This window comes from Streptomyces sp. NPDC087422, from assembly GCF_044744145.1.
Classification (GTDB): domain Bacteria; phylum Actinomycetota; class Actinomycetes; order Streptomycetales; family Streptomycetaceae; genus Actinacidiphila.
Genome location: NZ_JBIUXT010000005.1, coordinates 591,386 through 609,204 on the forward strand (window position 1 = coordinate 591,386; position 17,819 = coordinate 609,204).

A 17,819-nucleotide genomic window follows, 5' to 3' on the forward strand; every position below is an offset into this window, starting at 1 on the left:
CGGCGGCCGAGTGCCGAGGCGAGAATCGGCGTACGAGCGGCTACGAGGGCTGTGCTGCGTCTCGCGGCTCCCGCGCGGGCACGCTCACGGGCGCCTGGTCCGCCGTGCGGGTGAGGAATTCCCGCACGCCCGCCACCAGGTGTTCGACCGCTACGTGCGGGCCCGCGCCGGTGTCGGCGGGCGTTCCCGTCGCGGCGCCGATGGCGAACACCTCGGGAGCGGCGCGGGACTGGAGGGTACGGGGGTCCACCCGGACGAGACCGCACGCGTCGCCGAGTCCGGCGGAGCGTACGACGTACCTGGCGCCGCCGTACAGCACACCGTCCGGCGTCGGTACGGGCCGCGCTCCGGTGGCCACCACGAGGACGTCGTAACCGATCGAGGAGCCGTCGGTGCAGCAGACCTCCCGCCGGGCCACGTCGACACTGCCGATCTCCGTGTGACGGAAGTCGATCCCGGCGCGGAGCCGGCCGTCCTCCGGCGGCAAGAGGGTGCGCGAGCCGAGGACACCGATGGCCATGAGAAGTTCGATTTCGTGGTCACGCGTGTCGTATTTCCCGACCACGACGATCTGGAATTCGCTCTCGTCGTACCGGCGGCGCAGTCTGTTGGCCGCCAGGATTCCGGTACTGCCGTTTCCCAGGATGACGATTCGCTTCTTCATACCCGCACTGTCCGGCAGCCCCGGTCACGTCCACCACGGGCCAACCGGCCTTCCCCCCGAGGCCGTTCGGGCACCGGCTCGACGACGCGATCCGGTCGGCGGCCGACCGAACCGGGCGGCCAGGGGCCGCGCCGCTCGCGGGGCGCGGCGGCGACGGACCAATCGCCTCAGGTGGCCGCCGGGGCGTGCGGCACGATCGCCACCGGCAGCGTCACCCGGCGGAGAACGGCGTGCGCGGTCGAACCGAGATGCGCGCTGACCGGGGTGGTACGGGGGCGGCGGCCCAGGACGAGGAGCGCGGCGTGCGATGCCGCCGCCGCGATCCGGTCGGTGGCCCCCGCGACCACGGCCTCGGTGACCACCGGGGTACGGGGGTGCTTCTCGGCCCAGGGGCCCAGGGCAGCCGCGAGCGCCTCATCGGGATCATCGGGACCGGCGCCGTCGCGGAGCGGCTCGCTCCAGCCGTGGACGACGCGCAGCCGCGCGCCGCGCCGGGCGGCTTCGTCGAAGGCGAATTCGACCGGTCGGCCGTCCGGCGCGGCCAGATCGAGGCCGAGGATGACGTCACCGGCGCCGTCGGCTCCCGGCGGAGCGCCCGTGCCGGAAGCGGCGCTCACCAGGACCACGGGGACCAGTGCCCGGCCCGCGACGGTGAGCGCGGTCGAGCCGAGCACAAGCTCCTGCACCGCCCCCGCGCCTCGTGTGCCCAGCACCATCAGCTCGGCGCTGTCGGCGGCGGAGAAGAGCACCGGAAGCACCTGCTCGGCGATCTGGTCGACGGTGACGGACAGGTCCGGATGCCGGCGGCCGATCTCGTCCGCGGTCGGGTGGGCGGACCACGCGGGACGCGGCACGCGCTCACGGGGAGCCGTCGGCCTGACCGGTCCCGTACGGACGTGTCCGGGCGGGACCGCCTGTACGAGACGCAGCGGGAGTCCGCGGCGCACGGCGTCGTCCGCGGCCCAGTCCGCCGCCGCGAGGCTCTCGGCCGAGCCGTCCGTCCCCGCGACGACGGCGCCCGTGACGATCGCGCGTGTCATGAGTGGACCTCCTTGGCGTGTTCCGTCCCCCTGCCTCCAGCATCCCCGCTTTCGGCGCTCGGCGTGAGGGACCGACGGCCCCGTACCCGGACCGAACGGGCCGGAGCCGTGCGATTGCGGCGGGGTCGGCCGAGATTCGCCGACGAGAACGCCGGATCAGAATGTCGGATCAGTACGCCGGATCAGGACGCCGGATCACATGGTCGGATCAGAAGATCGTGCTACGCCGATCCGCCGGAACGTACGGCGTGCGGGTGAATTGGTCGTCGCGCGTACATCCATCGGGTCCGCCCGCGCATCCCCTGGTCGAGTCGCGTTCTTGAACGCCCGCGCAGGGTTGACCGTTGGAGTATTCGTCGTGAAAACCGGCAGTAATATCATTCGTCGCATGTCCGTGGCGGCCCTCACGGCAGGGGCCGTTCTGGCGTCCACCGGGCTCGCGGTCCCGGCCCGCGTCGAAGCGACCCCGGCGCCCGAGGCGACGGCGTCCCGGACCGCCGCCCCCGCGATCGTCGCCAAGGGCGGCTTCGCGATGGACGACGGCACCGGCCGGACACTGTTCACGAAGGCCGCGGACACCCGCCGTTCCACCGGATCGACCAGCAAGGTCATGACGGCCCGGGTGGTGCTGGCCGACAGACGCCTCGACCTGAACGCGCAGGTCACCGTCCAGAAGGCGTACCACGACTACGTGGTGGCCAAGCGCGCGTCGTCGGGCGGTCTGGTCGTCGGCGACCGGCCCACCGTCCGGCAGTTGCTGTACGCGATGATGCTGCCGTCCGGCTGCGACGCGGCGTACGCGCTGGCCGACACCTTCGGCAGCGGCCCGACGCGGGCCGCCCGCGTGAAGTCGTTCATCGCGAGGATGAACTCCACGGCGAAGGGCATCGGTCTGAGGAACACCCACTTCGACTCGTTCGACGGCGTCGGCAACGGATCGAATTACTCGACTCCGCGCGATCTGACGAGGATCGCGAGCAGCGCGATGCGATACCCCACGTTCCGTGCCGTGGTGAAGACGAAGTCGGTCCGGCAGAGCGTCGCGATGAAGAACGGCGGCCACCGCACCATGACGTGGACCAATACCGACACGCTGCTCGGGAGTTATCGCGGCGCCGCCGGGGTCAAGACCGGATCCGGGCCCGTGTCCCTGTTCTGCCTGGTCTTCGCGGCCACCCGCGGCAAGAGGACCGTCATCGGCACGGTGCTCGCCGCCCCGACGCAGGCGGCCCGCACGGCGGACGCGCGGAAGCTGATGGACTACGCGCTGAAGGGGTAGCGGTACGGGGCGGGAAGCCTCCCGCCACCTGCCCGGCATGGCGTTCGCGGGCGGGGGTAGGGGACGTTCATCCCCCGCAGGGGACTCGCAGGGGACCGCGCCCGGCCGCCCATCGCCCCACCGGCATGGCGGCCGGGGGCCCCGACCGTCACCGGAGCCGGGGCTCGGTCGGCGAGCACACAACGACTCGGTGCGGGAGCGTGCGAGATGTCCGTGAAAGCAGTCGGCTGGGCCAGGTCGTTCCCTGTCTCGTACGGCGTCAGGGCCGGGCGCGAGTGGGCGCGCGAGCACCTGGACGTGCTCGGCTGGAGCACGCAGGCGCCCGACACGGCGGACTCCGTCGTCCTGACCGTCTCCGAACTCGTCACCAACGCCCACGTGCACGCGCACAGCGAGGCCCAGGTCGTCATGGTCTGGGACGGCTGCTGCCTGCACCTGAGCGTCAGTGACTCCTCCGACATGCTGCCCGCCGAGAAGGCGCCCGACGAGGAGCGCACCCACGGCCGGGGCATGGCCATCGTGGACGCGCTCGCCGACGAGTGGGAGGCCCACCCGCGCCCCGACGGAAAGACCGTCACCGCCTGCTTCCACGCGCCCGGCGGCACCTGCACGCACTCCTGGTGAAGCGCCCCGCCGCGGGTGAACTCCAGTCAACTCCTGGGAACTCCCGTGAACGCCGCCCCATTTCGGTATCAGTGCGGCGACACATTCGCAGGGCGATAATCCGACCGCAAAGCCGCGAAAACGGCGTTTTCGCGCTGTACAGACCGTCCCCCGCACGGGCATACTCGGTCACCGGCCAACAGGCCGATCATCGTCGGCGGCGAGACTCCATCGCAGGCCACCGGGCACGAGTCTCGCGCACGGCGTAGGGTCCGACCCGCTCCGCCTGCCTCCGCTGCCCGTTCACAGTGCAGGGAGCAGATTCAGTGCAGCGTTCCATCACCAGACGAGCCATAGGCGTGGTCGGCCTCGGCTCGCTCACCGCCGCCGTCACGCTGGCGGGCGTCGGTACGGCGCAGGCGTCCGGCAACGACAAGAACAACTGCGGCCGGTCGCACATCGAGCACTCCGAGGACGGCGGGAAGACCTGGTCCGACAACGGCCGGATCAACGACCCGGCCCCGACGAAGATCACGGTCCGGCTGACGGACAAGGTCAACAAGGGCTGCACGTACGTCGTCTCGCTCGCCTCCTACAGCGCCGAGGGCCCCACCTGGGACACCTCGGGCACGCAGGCGTTCCTCGGCTGGGACACCACCCAGCTCGACCACAAGAACACCCGGGCCACCCTGGACGTCAGCGCCTACGCGCCGTCCTGCTTCGGCCAGATCGACCTGTACGGCAACGGCATCAAGTACGACGGCGGCGAGGGCAAGGGCCACGGCAAGCTGCCGCGCTACCCGTACTCCGCGACCCCCGAGAACCTGATCACGGCGTGGAACGGCAGCGCGCCGTGCTCCACCCCGTCCCCGTCGCCCAGCGACTCGGTGACCGACTCCCCGTCCCCGTCCCCCAGCGAGACGACGGACAGCCCCGAGCCCAGCGACTCGACCACCACCTCGCCCGAGCCCTCGGACAGCGAGACGACCAGCCCGTCCCCGACGGACTCCGTCACCGACACCCCGTCGGAATCGCCGTCGGAGACCCCGTCCGACACTCCGTCGACGACGCCGAGCTCCAGCGCCCCGGTCGTCGACGACACCACGTCACCGACGGCGTCGCCCACGAACTCCGCGGGCCCGGTCGGCTCGCCGGTCGTGGAGCCGGCCTCCGACACCTCCAGCGGTGACCTGGCCGAGACCGGCGGCAACGGCTCGCAGACCGTGGCCTTCGCGGGCGGCGGCGCCGCCCTGCTGGTCCTCGGCGCGGGCGCGGTCTACTTCACCCGCCGCCGCAACAGCAGCGCCCACCGCTGACGGATCCGGCGTACGCGGGCCGGGAGCACGCCGTGACGACGTGCTCCCGCCCGACGTACGCCGGTCCGCGCGGTACGCCGACTCGGCGCGTCCGCCGCTCAGTTGAGGTGGGCGCGCCAGTCCGCCGGGACCCGGCCGGCCGGGCCCGGCACCGGCTGGTCGGCCGGACGGCTCTGCGGCGGGGCCAGCGCCACGTCGGTCTCGACGTACGCGTCGGTCGTGAAGTCCCAGAACCAGTCCTCGCCCGGCTCGAAGGTCCGCATGATCGGATGGCCGGTGGCCGCCGAGTGCGCGCTCGCGTGCTGCGCGGGCGACGAGTCGCAGCAGCCGATGTGCCCGCACTGGGCGCAGCGGCGCAGATGGAACCACCAGCCGCCCGCCGCGTCGCAGTCGGCGCAACCGGCCCCGCTGGGCCGGGCGGTGGGGTCGATACCTGGGGTGGTCGTCATGACGGCTCCCGCTGATTGTCGGACGGACTGTCGGAGCTGGCCTGCGGTGCCGCCTCCGGCCGGGCGTCGGACGCGGCATCAGGTGCGGCCTCCGGCTGCTCCGCCGTGAGCGGCAGGCGGACCAGGAAACGGGTGTCGCCGGGCACCGACTCCGCCTGGAGGTCGCCGTGGTGCTTGTTCACCACGATGCGCCAGGAGATGTCGAGTCCCAGCCCCGTGCCCTCGCCCACCGGCTTGGTGGTGAAGAACGGCTCGAAGATCCTTTCCCGGATCTCCGGAGCGATACCGGCTCCGGTGTCACGGAACTCGACCAGAAGCTGCTCGCGGTCCAGCGCCGTACGCACCGTCAGCGTGCCCGTCCCCTCCATCGCGGCCACCGCGTTGTCGATGAGATTGGTCCACACCTGGTTCAGCTCACCCGGATAGCCGGGGATCTTCGGCAGCGTACGGTCGAAGTCCTTGACCACCTTGATGCCCGGACCGAATTTTCCGGTCAGCATGTGCAGCGTGCTCTCCAGCAACTCGTGCACGTCCACCACCTGGTACGGCGCCCGGTCGAGCTGCGAATACTGCCGCGCCGCGTTGACCAGGGTCGAGATCCGGGCCGTGGAGTCCTGGATCTCGTTCATCAGCAGCTCGGTCTCGACGGTGTAGTTCAGCCACCGCATCGCGCTGTCGAGGGTGTCGGGCGTGACCGTCGCGGCCACCCGCTCCAGCCAGTCCGTGTCGAGCCCGGCCTGCACGAAATTCGGCGCGAGGTCCCACCCGGCCGTCACGCCGTGGTCGTCGAGCCAGTCGGAGATGGCGTCCTCGCGGTCCGAGGTCTCCATCGGGGTGAGCTGCACGGCCTTCGCGGACTGCTCGACCGCCCGCTCCTGGAGCTCGATCAGCGTCGCGAGCGTGGCCCGGTCGAGCGGCCCCCCGGCGATCATGCCGAGTTTGTGCCGCATCCCGGCCACCCGCTCGCGCAGCGTGGCCGTGGCCCGCAGCGCCGCCGCGGCCGGATTGTTCAACTCGTGGGTGAGACCGGCCGACAGCGACCCCAGGGCCAGCAGCCGCTCACGCTGGCCGATGGCCTGCTTGGTGCTGCGGTTGCCGAAGAACAGCCCCTCCAGCATGTGCACGGCCATCGGGAACCACTCGCGCATCAGCTCGGCGAAGTGGTCCGCCGACAGCACGTAGAAGCGCGACGGCTCGGTGACCCGCAGCGAGCTGTTGTAGACCTGCGGCACCCGGTCGCCCAGATACGACTGGAAGGCGCCCGCGTAGACCCCGCGGTCCGAGGTGCGCGAGACCTCCACGTCGTCGGCGCCCACCCGGCGCGACATCACCACCGTGCCTTCGAGCAGCACGTAGAAGCAGGTCGCGGGCTCGCCCTCCAGATAGACGGCGCCCGGCTCCTCCATCTGCACCCGGCCCTTGCGGCACAGCCAGTCCAACTGGTCGTCGGTCAGCTTCTCGAACAAGAAGAGCGAGCGCAGCTCGGCCACGTCGCACGGCAGGTACTGGACGCTCATAGCCGCTCCAGGTATCGGTGGACGAGCATGACGGCCATGGCGCCCTCGCCGACCGCGGACGCCACCCGCTTGGCGGACTCGGCGCGCGCGTCACCGGCCACGAACACCCCCGGCACGCTGGTCTCCAGGTGGTACGGGGGCCGCTCCAGCGGCCAGTCCACCGGGCGTTCGCCCGGCGGCGCCAGATCGGGACCGGCCACGACGAACCCGCGTTCGTCGCGCAGCACCACCCCGTCCAGCCAGTCCGTCAGCGGGGCGGCGCCGATGAACACGAAGAGCCAGCCCGCGTCGACCGTCTCGGTCAGGCCGGTCGTGGTGTCGCGCAGCGTGATCCGCTCCAGATGGTCCTCGCCCTCGGCGGACACGACCTCCGTGCGCGTACGCACCTTGATCGCCGGGGTGGCCCCGATCTGCTGCACCAGATAGTGCGACATGGACGAGGTCAGCGAGTCGCCCCGGACCAGGATCGTCACGGACTTGGCGCCCCTGGCCAGATACACCGCGGCCTGCCCGGCGGAATTCGCCCCGCCGACGATGTACACGTCCTGCTCCTGGCAGCGGGCCGCCTCGGTCAGCGCGGAACCGTAGAACACACCGCGGCCCGTCAGCTCCGACACGCCGGGCGCGTCGAGCTGCCGGTAGGACACGCCGGTCGCCAGGATCACCGTGTGCGCCGAGACCGCGGAGCCGTCGGCGAAGGTCACGGTCCGCGCCGAGCCGCTGACCTCGAGCCCCGTGACCTCGCACGCGGTCAGGATCTCGGCGCCGAAGCGGGTGGCCTGCCGGTGCGCGCGGTCGGTGAGCTGCCCGCCGGAGACCCCGTCGGGGAAGCCCAGGTAGTTCTCGATCCGGGAGCTCTGCCCCGCCTGCCCGCCGGTCGCGGTGCGCTCCACCAGCACGGTCCGCAGCCCCTCGGACGCGCCGTAGACCGCGGAGCCGAGACCGGCGGGGCCGCCGCCGATGACCACCAGGTCGTAGAAGCGCGCCGAGGGCGTCGTCGCCAGACCGACACTGCTGGCCAGATCCTGGTCGGTGGGCTCCACCAGCGGCTTGCCGTCCGGGGTGATCACCACCGGCAGCCGTACCCCGTCCTCGTCCGCGGCGGCCAGCAGCTTCTGGCCCTCCGGCTCGTCCGAGGCGTACCAGTGATACGGCACCTGATTGCGCGCCAGGAATTCGCGGACCCCGGACGACCGCGCCGACCAGCGGTGGCCGATGACCTTCGTCTCCCGCACCGGCCGGTGGTCCGAGGCGCGCCAGGCGTCGAGCAGCGCGTCCACCACCGGGTACAGCTTCTCCTCCGGCGGGTCCCAGGGCTTGAGCAGATAGTGGTCGAGGTCCACCACATTGATGGCGTCGATGGCCGCGCCCGTGTCGGCGTACGCCGTCAGCAGCACCCGGCGGGCGCCCGGATACACATCCATCGCCCGTTCGAGGAATTCGATGCCGTTCATCGCGGGCATCCGGTAATCCGCCAGGATCACCGCGACCGCGTCACCGCGCAGCCGCATCTCGCGCAGCGCCTCCAGCGCCGACTCCCCGGACTCCGCCCGGACGATCCGGTGCTCCTCGCCGTAACGCCGCCGCAGGTCGCGTGCGACCGCACGCGACACCGAGGGATCGTCGTCGACGGTCACGATCACGGTCCGTGTCGCGCCGCTGGGCTCTGTCCCCAGCATCCATGCCCCCATTCGTGCGGATCACCGGTGCCGGGCCACGGCATGGCGCCGGGGCCCGCCACTCCCATCCTAGGTACGCGGCCTGCCACCCGCAGTTCCACCGTGTTCGCCCTCGGAGGACGCGCCCGGCGGCGCCTCGGAGACCCCCGGCCGCCGCGCCGTACGCGCTCACTGTCAGGCGCCGGGCACCACGGAGCGTGACGGTCCGACCGGCTCGACAGGAGGTCCGGGCCCATCGACGGCACACTGAGGGACGGACCAGGACGATCCGCCCCGCCGACCCGGCGGCCCGCGGGAACGCGTCCGGCCCCGCGTCGAACCCGTCAGGTGGTGATTGCCGTGTCCATGCGCCAGAGCCCGCGCCCCGGGACGGGCGCGACATCCAGCGACGCCGTCTTCGGCGCGCCGTGCTGGGTCAGCCTGACCTCGCGCGACCTGGCCGCGACCCACCGCTTCTACGCGGCGGTCCTGGGCTGGACCTACCGCGGGACGAAGCTGGGCGGCCGGTTCAGCGTCGCGCTGGACGACGGCAGGCCGGTGGCGGGCATCGCCGAGCTGGCCTCCGCCTGGCAGGTGCCCGTCGCCTGGACGCCGTACTTCGCGGTCGAGGACGCCGACGAGACCGCGGCCAGGATCAGGGAGCGCAGCGGCACCGTCGCCGTCGGCCCGATCGCCTTCGAATCCGGCCGCGCGGCCCTGGCCGCCGACCGCAACGGCGCCGTCTTCGGCATCTGGGAGGGCCTGCTCTCCGAATCCTGGCCGCGCTGGCGCGACGAGCAGCCGGTGTGGCTGCGGCTGCGCACCCCCGACCCGTTCGAGGCGGCCATCTTCTACGGCGAGGTGCTGCTGTGGGCCAGCGACCGGCCCGGCGCCTGCGAGGTGGCGTACGAGGGCGACGAGGTGGTGCTTCGCAGCGCGGGGCGGGTCGTGGCCCGGCTCGGCCGCGGTGCCGTCCAGGCCGCGCCCGACCCCGTCGAGCGCCCGCACTGGGAGGTCTTCTTCACCCTGCGCGACCTGCCCGCCGCGCTGCGGGCGGTCCGCGCCAACGGCGGCGGTGTCGTGGCGCACCACGCGGGCCCCGCGGGGGAGTCGGCGGTCGTCCGTGACCCGGACGGCGGACTGTTCACGCTGACCGCGCCGGAGGTCACGTAGCCCGTTCGGGGCCGTCCGTCAGCCGTGTGCGCGCGACGAGGTGCGGGCCGGGCGGTACCGGGTCACGGTGAAGGCTCACCCACCAACACACAGGAGAGTGACATGCTTCGTCGTATCGCCATCACCGTCGCCGCCGTTTCCGCCGCCGGGCTCATGTCGGCTGTTCCGGCCGCCGCCGCCGTCTCGCACGACGGCGGTCACGCCGGGATGGGCGGCTTCCACACCGCGGGCGGCTTCGCCGGCTTCGAGAAGACCAACCTCGGCGGCCCGTACGGGATCACCACCGTCAAGGGTGAGATCGGTGGCTTCGAGGCCGGTGGCGGCTACGCGTTCGAGGGCCACCACAGCTCCCACTGACGTCGCGGCCGTCCGCTGACGGCCCGCGTCCGCGCGTGCGGCGGCCCCGCGCCCACGGTTCCTCCCTGCCGTGGGCGCGGGGCCGCCGTCGTGCCCGCTCGGGTGCCGCCCGCTCGTACGTCGTGCGCTCGTGCGTCGTGCGCTCAGGTGTTGTTGGCGAGATTGCGCAGTCCGCTCAACGCCCCGTTGAAGTAGTCCTGGTCACCGGGGAAGACGCCGGAGTCGGCGTGCTGCCAGAAGGTGTAGAACGGCCAGCCGGCCGGCAGGGTGCCGACGCTGGAGGCGTACCGCGCGATGAACAGCGGGTCGTTGGCCGAGTAGGCGGAGGTGTTGCCCGTGCAGGTCGTCCACCAGTTGGTCGTGGTGTAGATCGTCGCCCAGCGGGTGGTCTTGGCGTGCACCTCGTTGATGAACGACGTGATCCAGGTACGCATCGCGGCCTGGCTCAGCCCCCAGCAGGTGGACGACGGCCCGTACTCGATGTCCAGCATGGGCGGCAGCGTCTTGCCGTCCTTGGACCAACCGCCGCCGTGCGCGACGAAGTAGTCGGCCTGGGCCGCGCCCGTCGAGGCGTTGGGGTTCGCGAAGTGGTAGGCGCCGCGGATGAAGCCCGCGTTGTACGAACCCGTGTAGTTCGCCGAGAAGTTGGGGTCACGGAAGGTCGTGCCCTCGGTGGCCTTCATATAGGCGAACCGGGCGCCGTTGGCGTACGCGCCCGCCCAGTTGACGGCGCCCTGGTAGTGGCTCACGTCGAAGCCGAGGGTCTGGGCGGCGTTCGGGGTCACCGTGCCGCCGCCGCTCGACCGGCCCTCGTGGGCCGCGACGGTCGAGCCCATCCAGTCCAGTTCGGGGTGTGCGATGGGGCTGCCGCCGCCGGAAGGGGAGGCCGCGGTGGCCGCGCCGGGAGCCGCGACGAACAGGGCGAGGAGAGCGGTCAGCGTGCCGATCGCCGCGAGCGCGCGGCGTGGCACCGACCCGCGCCGGGAGTCGTGTCCGGCGTTGTCCATGTGCGCCTCCAAGGGCGAGGGGGTGGTTCCTTGGTGGTGTGGCCATGACAATGAAGGAGGTTACGCGCGTAGAACCCTGGGGCGGAAGGGGCTCCGGTGACCGTCATTGGTCTATGCCAGTACGCGGGGCCGGGAGCTGCGGCGCGCCCCGGCGGTGAAAGTACGCAGGACGCCGCCGGAGGCGGTGTGGACAGCGTGCCCGGCGGTGTGGTTAATCGAGGCATGGACCCCGGCGGTCGGCGACGCGGCCACGGCCGGGGCGCGGACGACCGGGCGGCGCGGCCCGTGCATCCGGCGCGTTCGCTTCCGGCACGATCGGTACGTTCTCGCACGTCGGCGCGGTTCCAAGGAGGGGGAGACCCGGTGAGCAGCAGCCTCAACAAGGGCAGCGGGAAGATCGAGGTCCAACTGCGGTGGGATCCGAGTCCGTTGGGCTCGCCCGACACCGATCTCGACCTGATCGCCGCGACGTTCGCCACGGACGACCGGCACGGCGAGCCCGCGTACCTCGTGTACTTCGACAGCCGCTCGCCCGACGGCACCATCACCTTGAACCGCGACAGCAAGACCGGCAAGGGCTTCGGCGCCGATGAGAGCATGACCATCGAACTCGACCGGCTGTCGGCCTCGTACGGCCGCGTCGTGGTGGGCGTCGCCATCCAGCAGCGCGACGGCCGGCTCACCTTCGGCCAGGCGGCGAACCCCGACATCCGGTTACTGGAGGGATACAACGCCCTCCTGGAGTACGACTTCGCCGACGTGGCCGACGCCACCGCCGCGACCGTCGCCGAATTCACCCGCGGGGACGCGGGGGAGTGGCGGTTCCACCGGAACGTCCGCGGATACGACGCCGATCCGGCCGCCTTCGGACGGCTGATGGGCGGCGGGGCCGCCTAGGGCCTGTCCGGCGGATCACGAACGGCCCCTTCGACCCCTGGCGCGCACGCCCGCCGCGTTGCCGGAATACCCGAGTAGCTCCGCTATGAGGCCGTCCCGGCGCCTTGCGCTCGCACGCGCCAGGCGCCGCCTGGACCGCCCATGATCCGCGGCGTTGCCGGGGGTGAGCCCCGCGACCAGGGCCGGACGCCCGTGCGGAGCGCCCCGCGCCGCTCATCCGCGACGAGCCGGGGCGCGCGTCGGCCTGCCCGCGGATCGCGGGAGGTGGCCGCACGCCCGGAGAAGGCGCGAGCGGGACGGCAACTGGCGTCCTGTGGGCGGAAATTACGCGCGGCCGGTCAGCGGACACGTCATCACATAAGTCGCCGAATGGGTGAAGACGCCATCATGTCGGCGCCGGGCGCGGCTCCGGCGCTGCTAGCTTCCGTGATGTTGGTCTGATTACACCGATTCGTCCTTTTGTGGACGGATCTGTGCTGATCGGTTGTCCGGATGCACGGCGCACGGGTCGCACCTGGCCGTTCTGACCGAAGGCGTGGAAATCTGCATGTCCGACAAGGCCGGACCGAGCGATGGCAGCGGCGGCGGCACGCTGGGGCGTCTGGAGAACCGCCCTCCGGTGTCGTTCGGGATGGAGGTGCTGCGCGGCATCGCGCAGGTGGACTTCATGCCGAGCGCGCTGTGCGGGGCGGTGTTCCTCGCGGCGCTGTTCGTCTCGGGCTGGCAGCACGGGGTGTACGGGCTGCTGGGCGCGGCGGTCGCCACCGCGACGGCCCACGCGCTGGGCATCGAGCACGCGCTGGTCGGCGCGGGGCTGCGGGGGTTCAACGGCTGCCTGGTCGGCACCGGCTTCTCGGTCTTCCTCGGCCCCGGCCACTGGTCGACGTTCCTGCTCGCCGTCTTCGCCTCCAGCCTGGTGGTCGTGGTGACGACGGCCCTGGCGATCATGCTGGGGACCTGGGACGTACCGACGTTCACCATTCCGTTCTGCCTGGTCACCACCGTCATGACCGTCGGGGCGCCGGGATTCGAGAAGGCGTGGCACCAGGGGCACAGCCTCGCCGCCCTGCCCGCGACCGCGAGCGGCCGGACCGCGCTGACGTGGGATCAGACCTGGCACGCCTTCCTCTCCAGCTTCGGCCAGATCTTCTTCATGTCCCAGTGGTACGTCGGCCTGATGTTCCTCATCGGCATCGCGCTGGCCAACCGGCTGGCGGCGGCGATGGCGTGTGTGGGGAGCGCGACCGCGCTGGCCGTCGCGGTCCTGCTCGGCGCACCGGCGGCCGAGGTCGGCCAGGGGCTGCTGGGGTACAACGCGGTCCTGGTGGCGATGGCGCTGTGCGGGGTGTTCATCGCGCCCGGTCCCTGGAGCCTGGTCTACGCCATCGGCGGCGCAGGGGTGGCGACGGTGGTGACCGCCGCCCTCGACAACATCGTCGCGCCTTTCGGCGGACACGCCCTCACCTGGCCGTTCGTGCTGACCGCCGTGGTCTTCGTCGCCGCCGTCCCCTCGATCCCGCGCCTGCGCCGCACGTGACCGCCCGTATGTGACCGCCCGTATGTGATCACCCTCGGGCGGCCTCCCGCCCCCTGTCCGTACCCCTGAAGCCGAAGAGCCCAACCGAAGAGCCGAAGAGCCCAAGAAGAGAGTGAACGGATGAACCTCGCCCCTCGCGAAGTCGACAAGCTCCTCATCTACGTGGTGGCCGATCTGGCCCGCAAGCGCCGTGACCGCGGTGTGAAGCTGAACTACAGCGAGGCATGCGCGCTGATCAGCGAGGCCATCCTGGAGGCCGCGCGCGACGGGCGCTCCGTCGCGGAGTGCATGGAGCTGGGCAAGCAGGTCGTCGCCGCCGGTGACGTGATGCCGGGCGTACGCGACATGCTGCCGCTGCTCCAGGTGGAGGCCGGATTCGTCGACGGCACCAAGCTGGTGTCCTGTCACGACCCGGTCGGGGCATGACGGCGCCGAGCCCCGTCACTGTGCGCACCCCGGCCGCCGCCGCGAGCGTGGTGCTCGTCGGCGGGCACGAGAGCGCCGCCGCCCGCGACCTCGCGCCGTGGGCCGGGAGCGGCGCCGGGGACACGTACACCGTGGTGCCGGCAGGCGCGCCCCTCACCCAGGCGGTCGCCCGCCTGCTCGCCGAGCGTGACGCACCGGTCTGCGTGATCCCGATGACGCTGGGCCGCGACCGCGCGCTGGTCGCCGAGGCGGCGCGGTCGCTGCGCTGGGCGCAGGAGGGCGGCGGCAGCGGACGTACGGTGCTGGGCGCGCCCTTCGGCACCCAGGACCACCTGGTCGGCTGGCTGCGCGCCGCCGCGGGCCGGGGCGCGGGGGACGCTACCGCCGTCCTGGTCACCGCGCCCGCCGCCGACCCGTTCGCCGACGCCGAGCTGTTCCGGGTGGCCCGGCTGGTGCGCCAGTACGGCGGCCACCGCTGGGTCGAGGTCGCCTTCACCGACGGCGACCCCGATGTGCCGCAGGGCGTGGAGCGCTGCCGACGGCTCGGCGCCGAGGACGTGCTGCTGCTGTCGGCCGGGTTCGGGCCGCCCGCCACGTCGTCCCCGCCGGTCGCGGGCGCGGTCGACGGCGGCCCGCTGCTGAGCCGGGCGGCCGTCGAGGGGGTCGTCGCGGCCCGCCGCACCGAGGCCCTGCACCGGCTGGCGCACGGCGACGACGGCGTCGCCGCGGGCCTGGACGCCGAACACGGCCACGGCTTCGCCCACACGCACGCGGACACCTCCGCACCATCCGCACCAGGTGCGCACACCCACAGCCACCCGCACGCCCATCTCCCGCACTGAACCGACCGGTTGCCGCCGTTCCCGCGAGAAAGAGAGACCAGCCATGCCGAATTACTTGTACGGCGATGATCCCGTCGAGATCAACGCCGGCCGCGCCACGGCCACGGTCACCGTGTCGAACACCGGTGACCGCGGGGTCCAGGTCGGCTCGCACTACCACTTCTTCGAGGCCAACCGGGCCCTGGAGTTCGACCGCGAGGCCGCGTACGGAATGCACCTGGACATCCCCGCGGGCACCTCGGTGCGCTTCGAGCCCGGCGACTCACGGGAGGTGACGCTGACCGAATTCGGCGGCCACCGGCGGCTGGTCGGCTTCAGCGGCCTCGTCAACGGCGGCCTGAACTCGGCCACCACCCGGATCGCCGCCGAAGCCCGCGCCGTCGCCCTGGGGTTCAAGGGCGCGACGGGGGACACCGCGGGCGGCGCGGGCAAGAGCGCCGCCGCCGACGGCGCCGCGAAGAACGACAAGGGCGCGAAGAGCGCGAAGAACAAGACGAAGGGTGACCGGTGATGGCGACGCTCCCGCGCAAGCAGTACACGGACCTGTACGGCCCGACCGTCGGCGACCGCTTCCACCTCGCCGACACCAACCTCGTCGTCGAGGTCGAGAAGGACTTCAACGAGGGCCTCTACGGCGACGAGGCCGTCTACGGCGGCGGCAAGAGCATCCGTGACGGCATGGCCCAGGACCCGCAGGCCACCGCCGCCCAGGGCGCGTTGGACCTGGTCATCACCAACGTGGTCGTGCTGGACCCGGTGCTGGGCGTGGTCAAGGGCGACATCGGCGTCAAGGACGGCTTCATCGCGGCGGTCGGCAAGTCCGGCAACCCGCACACCCAGAACGGCGTCCACCCCCTGCTGACCATCGGTCCCGGCACCGAGGTCATCTCCGGCGAGCGCCTGATCGCGACGGCCGGCGGCATCGACACGCACATCCACTTCGTCTCCCCGCAGCAGGCCGAGGCGGCGCTGAGCAACGGGATCACCACGCTGGTGGGCGGCGGCACCGGACCCACCGACGGCACCAACGGCACGACCTGCACGCCGGGCCCGTGGAACATCGGCCGGATGTACCAGGCGGCCGAGGATCTGCCGGTCAACATCGGGCTGTTGGGCAAGGGCAACGGCTCGCAGCCCGACGCGCTGGTGGAGCAGGTCGAGGCCGGGGTGTGCGGTCTGAAGGTGCACGAGGACTGGGGCACCACCCCGGCCGTGATCGACACCGCGCTACGGGTCGCCGACGAGTACGACGTGCAAGTGGCCATCCACACCGACTCGTTCAACGAGTCCGGGTTCTTCGAGGACACCCTGTCCGCGATCGACGGCCGTACGATCCACACCTTCCACACCGAGGGCGCCGGCGGCGGGCACGCCCCGGACATCATGCGGATCGCCGGTGAACCCAACGTCCTGCCGTCGTCCACCAACCCGACCCTGCCGTACACGGTGAACTCGGTGGACGAGCTGCTGGACATGGTGATGGTCTGCCATCACCTCAGCCACGACATCCCCGAGGACGTGTCCGTCGCCGACTCGCGGGTCAGGGCGGAGACGATCGCGGCCGAGACGGTGCTGCACGACGAGGGCGTCATCTCCATCTTCTCCTCCGACTCCCAGGCCATGGGCCGGGTCGGCGAGTCCTTCACCCGCGCCTTCCAGACCGCCCATCACTGCAAGGACCAGCGCGGCAAGCTCGACGGCGACAGCGAGCGCAACGACAACCTGCGCGTGCTGCGCTACCTCGCGAAGATGACGATCAACCCGGCCATCGCGGCGGGCATGGCCGAGCACATCGGGTCGCTGGAGGCGGGCAAGCTCGCGGACATCGTGCTGTGGCCGATCAACGCCTTCGCGGCCAAGCCGAAGATGGTCATCAAGGGCGGCCTGGTCAACTGGGCGCAGATGGGCGACCCCAACTCCTCGCTGCCCACCCCGCAACCGGTCTACTACCGGCCGATGTTCGGCGCGAAGGGCCGCGCCAAGCAGGCCACCCGGGTCTCGTTCATGTCCCAGGCGGGCATCGCGGGCGGTGTCCCGGAGCGGCTCGGCCTGGAGAGCAGGATTCTGCCCGTACGGCACTGCCGCTCGGTGGGCAAGCAGCACATGGTCCGCAACAACTCCCTGCCGAAGATCACCGTCGACCCCGAGACGTACAAGGTGACGCTGGACGGAGTCCCCACGACCATCGACCCCGCCCGCGAACTGCCGCTCACCCAACTGTTCTTCCTGGCATGACGTCTTCGAACGGCGCGTACGCCTCGAACGACGCGCACGCTCCGGCCGCCCCGCACGCTCCGGCCGACTCCGTCATGGGGCGGCCGGGGCGGCTGGGGGCGCTGCTGGTCAGCCTCCAGCTGACCGACTCGGCCTTCCCCAGCGGCTTCTACACCCTCTCGCACAGCCTGGAGGGCTTCGCCCAGGCCAAGGCCGTGACGGCGGCCGACGTGCCGGGGCTGCTCGCCGATCTGCTGCGCCACGGGATCGGTCCCTGCGACGCCACCGCCCTGGTGCTCACGCACCGGGCGGTGTGCGCGGGGGACTGGGACCTGGTCGCGCGGGTCGACCAGCGGTTGCACGCGGCCAAGCTCAACCGCGAGATGCGGGTGGCCTCCACCCGCGTCGGGCGCCAACTCCTCGACATCGCGGGCACCGTGATCGGCGGACCCGTGCTGGAGCGCTACGCGGCGCTCGTGGTGGGCGGCGGTGCGCCGGGGTCGCAGGCGGCGGTCGCGGGCGCCGTCTACGCCGCCGCCGGGGTGGACGCGGAACAGGCGGTGACCGGGGACCTGTTCGCGCTCGCGGTCAGCTTCGTCGGCGCGGCGCTCCGGCTGCGCCTGACCGACCACGTACGGGCCCAGGTCGTCCTGCGGGCGACGGCGCCGGTGATCGAAGAGGTCGTCGCGCGGGCCCTCACCGCGGAGTTGGCAGACCTCGGGGGCTGCGTACCGATGGCCGACGTCATGTCGGGCCGCCACGAACGCGCGCAGGCCCGGCTGTTCATGACCTGACGATCCGTCATGTTCTGACTCCGGCCGCACGGCCGGACCCCACCAC

Annotated in this window: 18 protein-coding genes; 12 read left to right on the top strand and 6 right to left on the bottom strand. The window is 72.0% G+C overall.

The genetic code is table 11. The features are described from left to right. Nucleotides 1–40: 40 nt before the first annotated feature. Both ACIO6U_RS19745 and ACIO6U_RS19750 read right to left on the bottom strand, forming a co-directional pair. Nucleotides 41–664: an FAD-dependent oxidoreductase gene (locus ACIO6U_RS19745; RefSeq protein ID WP_401720695.1), complete on the bottom strand. Its 624-nt coding sequence runs from the start codon at nt 662–664 to the stop codon at nt 41–43. Nucleotides 665–831: 167 nt separating this feature from the next. After that, nucleotides 832–1,704, bottom strand: a complete 873-nt coding sequence (locus ACIO6U_RS19750; protein WP_401720698.1) for a universal stress protein — start codon at nt 1,702–1,704, stop codon at nt 832–834. Between the two features lie 388 nt (nt 1,705–2,092). On the opposite strand from ACIO6U_RS19750, the gene ACIO6U_RS19755 reads away from it, so the two are divergent. From ACIO6U_RS19755 to ACIO6U_RS19765, 3 genes are all read left to right on the top strand, one after another. Beyond that, a complete protein-coding gene (locus ACIO6U_RS19755; RefSeq protein ID WP_401720701.1) occupies nt 2,093–2,983 on the top strand; it encodes a D-alanyl-D-alanine carboxypeptidase family protein in 891 nt (296 codons plus the stop codon). 207 nt (nt 2,984–3,190) lie between these two features. Then, the gene (locus ACIO6U_RS19760) at nt 3,191–3,607 is read left to right on the top strand and encodes an ATP-binding protein (RefSeq protein ID WP_355349754.1); all 417 of its coding nucleotides are present in this window, start codon (nt 3,191–3,193) and stop codon (nt 3,605–3,607) included. Between the two features lie 305 nt (nt 3,608–3,912). After that, nucleotides 3,913–4,902 carry an LAETG motif-containing sortase-dependent surface protein gene (locus tag ACIO6U_RS19765; RefSeq protein WP_401720704.1) on the top strand — a complete coding sequence of 330 codons (990 nt, stop codon included), beginning with the start codon at nt 3,913–3,915 and terminating at the stop codon, nt 4,900–4,902. Between the two features lie 98 nt (nt 4,903–5,000). On the opposite strand, the gene ACIO6U_RS19770 is transcribed toward ACIO6U_RS19765, so the two are convergent. The 3 genes from ACIO6U_RS19770 to ACIO6U_RS19780 are packed head-to-tail and all read right to left on the bottom strand — an operon-like array spanning nt 5,001 to nt 8,547. Beyond that, entirely contained in the window at nt 5,001–5,351 is a 351-nt protein-coding gene (locus tag ACIO6U_RS19770) for a UBP-type zinc finger domain-containing protein (RefSeq protein ID WP_355349748.1), read from the bottom strand. After that, nucleotides 5,348–6,868: an ATP-binding protein gene (locus ACIO6U_RS19775; RefSeq protein WP_355349745.1), complete on the bottom strand. Its 1,521-nt coding sequence runs from the start codon at nt 6,866–6,868 to the stop codon at nt 5,348–5,350. Before ACIO6U_RS19775 ends, ACIO6U_RS19770 begins: the two co-directional genes overlap by 4 nt. Beyond that, entirely contained in the window at nt 6,865–8,547 is a 1,683-nt protein-coding gene (locus tag ACIO6U_RS19780) for an FAD-dependent oxidoreductase (protein WP_355349742.1), read from the bottom strand. Before ACIO6U_RS19780 ends, ACIO6U_RS19775 begins: the two co-directional genes overlap by 4 nt. 345 nt (nt 8,548–8,892) lie before the next feature. Between ACIO6U_RS19780 and ACIO6U_RS19785 the strand changes: the two genes are divergently transcribed. Then, on the top strand, nt 8,893–9,699 hold the full coding sequence (locus ACIO6U_RS19785; RefSeq protein ID WP_355349769.1) for a VOC family protein: 807 nt from the start codon (nt 8,893–8,895) through the stop codon (nt 9,697–9,699). 102 nt (nt 9,700–9,801) lie between these two features. Continuing rightward, nucleotides 9,802–10,056, top strand: a complete 255-nt coding sequence (locus ACIO6U_RS19790) for a hypothetical protein (protein ID WP_355349739.1) — start codon at nt 9,802–9,804, stop codon at nt 10,054–10,056. A 143-nt stretch (nt 10,057–10,199) separates the two neighbouring features. Here ACIO6U_RS19790 and ACIO6U_RS19795 read toward each other — a convergent pair whose 3' ends face one another. Then, nucleotides 10,200–11,063, bottom strand: coding sequence for a GH25 family lysozyme (locus tag ACIO6U_RS19795; RefSeq protein WP_401720709.1), 864 nt, complete (start codon nt 11,061–11,063; stop codon nt 10,200–10,202). Between the two features lie 363 nt (nt 11,064–11,426). Between ACIO6U_RS19795 and ACIO6U_RS19800 the strand changes: the two genes are divergently transcribed. From ACIO6U_RS19800 to ACIO6U_RS19830, 7 genes are all read left to right on the top strand, one after another. Next, entirely contained in the window at nt 11,427–11,960 is a 534-nt protein-coding gene (locus ACIO6U_RS19800; RefSeq protein ID WP_355349733.1) for a TerD family protein, read from the top strand. Between the two features lie 547 nt (nt 11,961–12,507). Continuing rightward, nucleotides 12,508–13,497 (top strand): urea transporter, encoded by a 990-nt coding sequence (locus ACIO6U_RS19805; RefSeq protein ID WP_355349730.1) that lies wholly within the window; start codon nt 12,508–12,510, stop codon nt 13,495–13,497. Nucleotides 13,498–13,617: 120 nt separating this feature from the next. Then, nucleotides 13,618–13,923, top strand: coding sequence for an urease subunit gamma (locus ACIO6U_RS19810; RefSeq protein ID WP_355349727.1), 306 nt, complete (start codon nt 13,618–13,620; stop codon nt 13,921–13,923). After that, on the top strand, nt 13,920–14,765 hold the full coding sequence (locus tag ACIO6U_RS19815) for a sirohydrochlorin chelatase (RefSeq protein WP_401720713.1): 846 nt from the start codon (nt 13,920–13,922) through the stop codon (nt 14,763–14,765). The genes ACIO6U_RS19810 and ACIO6U_RS19815 overlap by 4 nt, the downstream gene beginning before the upstream one ends. A 43-nt stretch (nt 14,766–14,808) precedes the next feature. Continuing rightward, the gene (locus ACIO6U_RS19820) at nt 14,809–15,276 is read left to right on the top strand and encodes an urease subunit beta (RefSeq protein WP_355349721.1); all 468 of its coding nucleotides are present in this window, start codon (nt 14,809–14,811) and stop codon (nt 15,274–15,276) included. Beyond that, nucleotides 15,276–17,000 carry an urease subunit alpha gene (gene ureC, locus ACIO6U_RS19825; RefSeq protein ID WP_401720717.1) on the top strand — a complete coding sequence of 575 codons (1,725 nt, stop codon included), beginning with the start codon at nt 15,276–15,278 and terminating at the stop codon, nt 16,998–17,000. Before ACIO6U_RS19820 ends, ureC begins: the two co-directional genes overlap by 1 nt. Before the next feature lie 74 nt (nt 17,001–17,074). Further along, nucleotides 17,075–17,773, top strand: coding sequence for an urease accessory protein UreF (locus tag ACIO6U_RS19830; protein ID WP_401720944.1), 699 nt, complete (start codon nt 17,075–17,077; stop codon nt 17,771–17,773). The last annotated feature ends 46 nt before the right edge of the window (nt 17,774–17,819 follow it).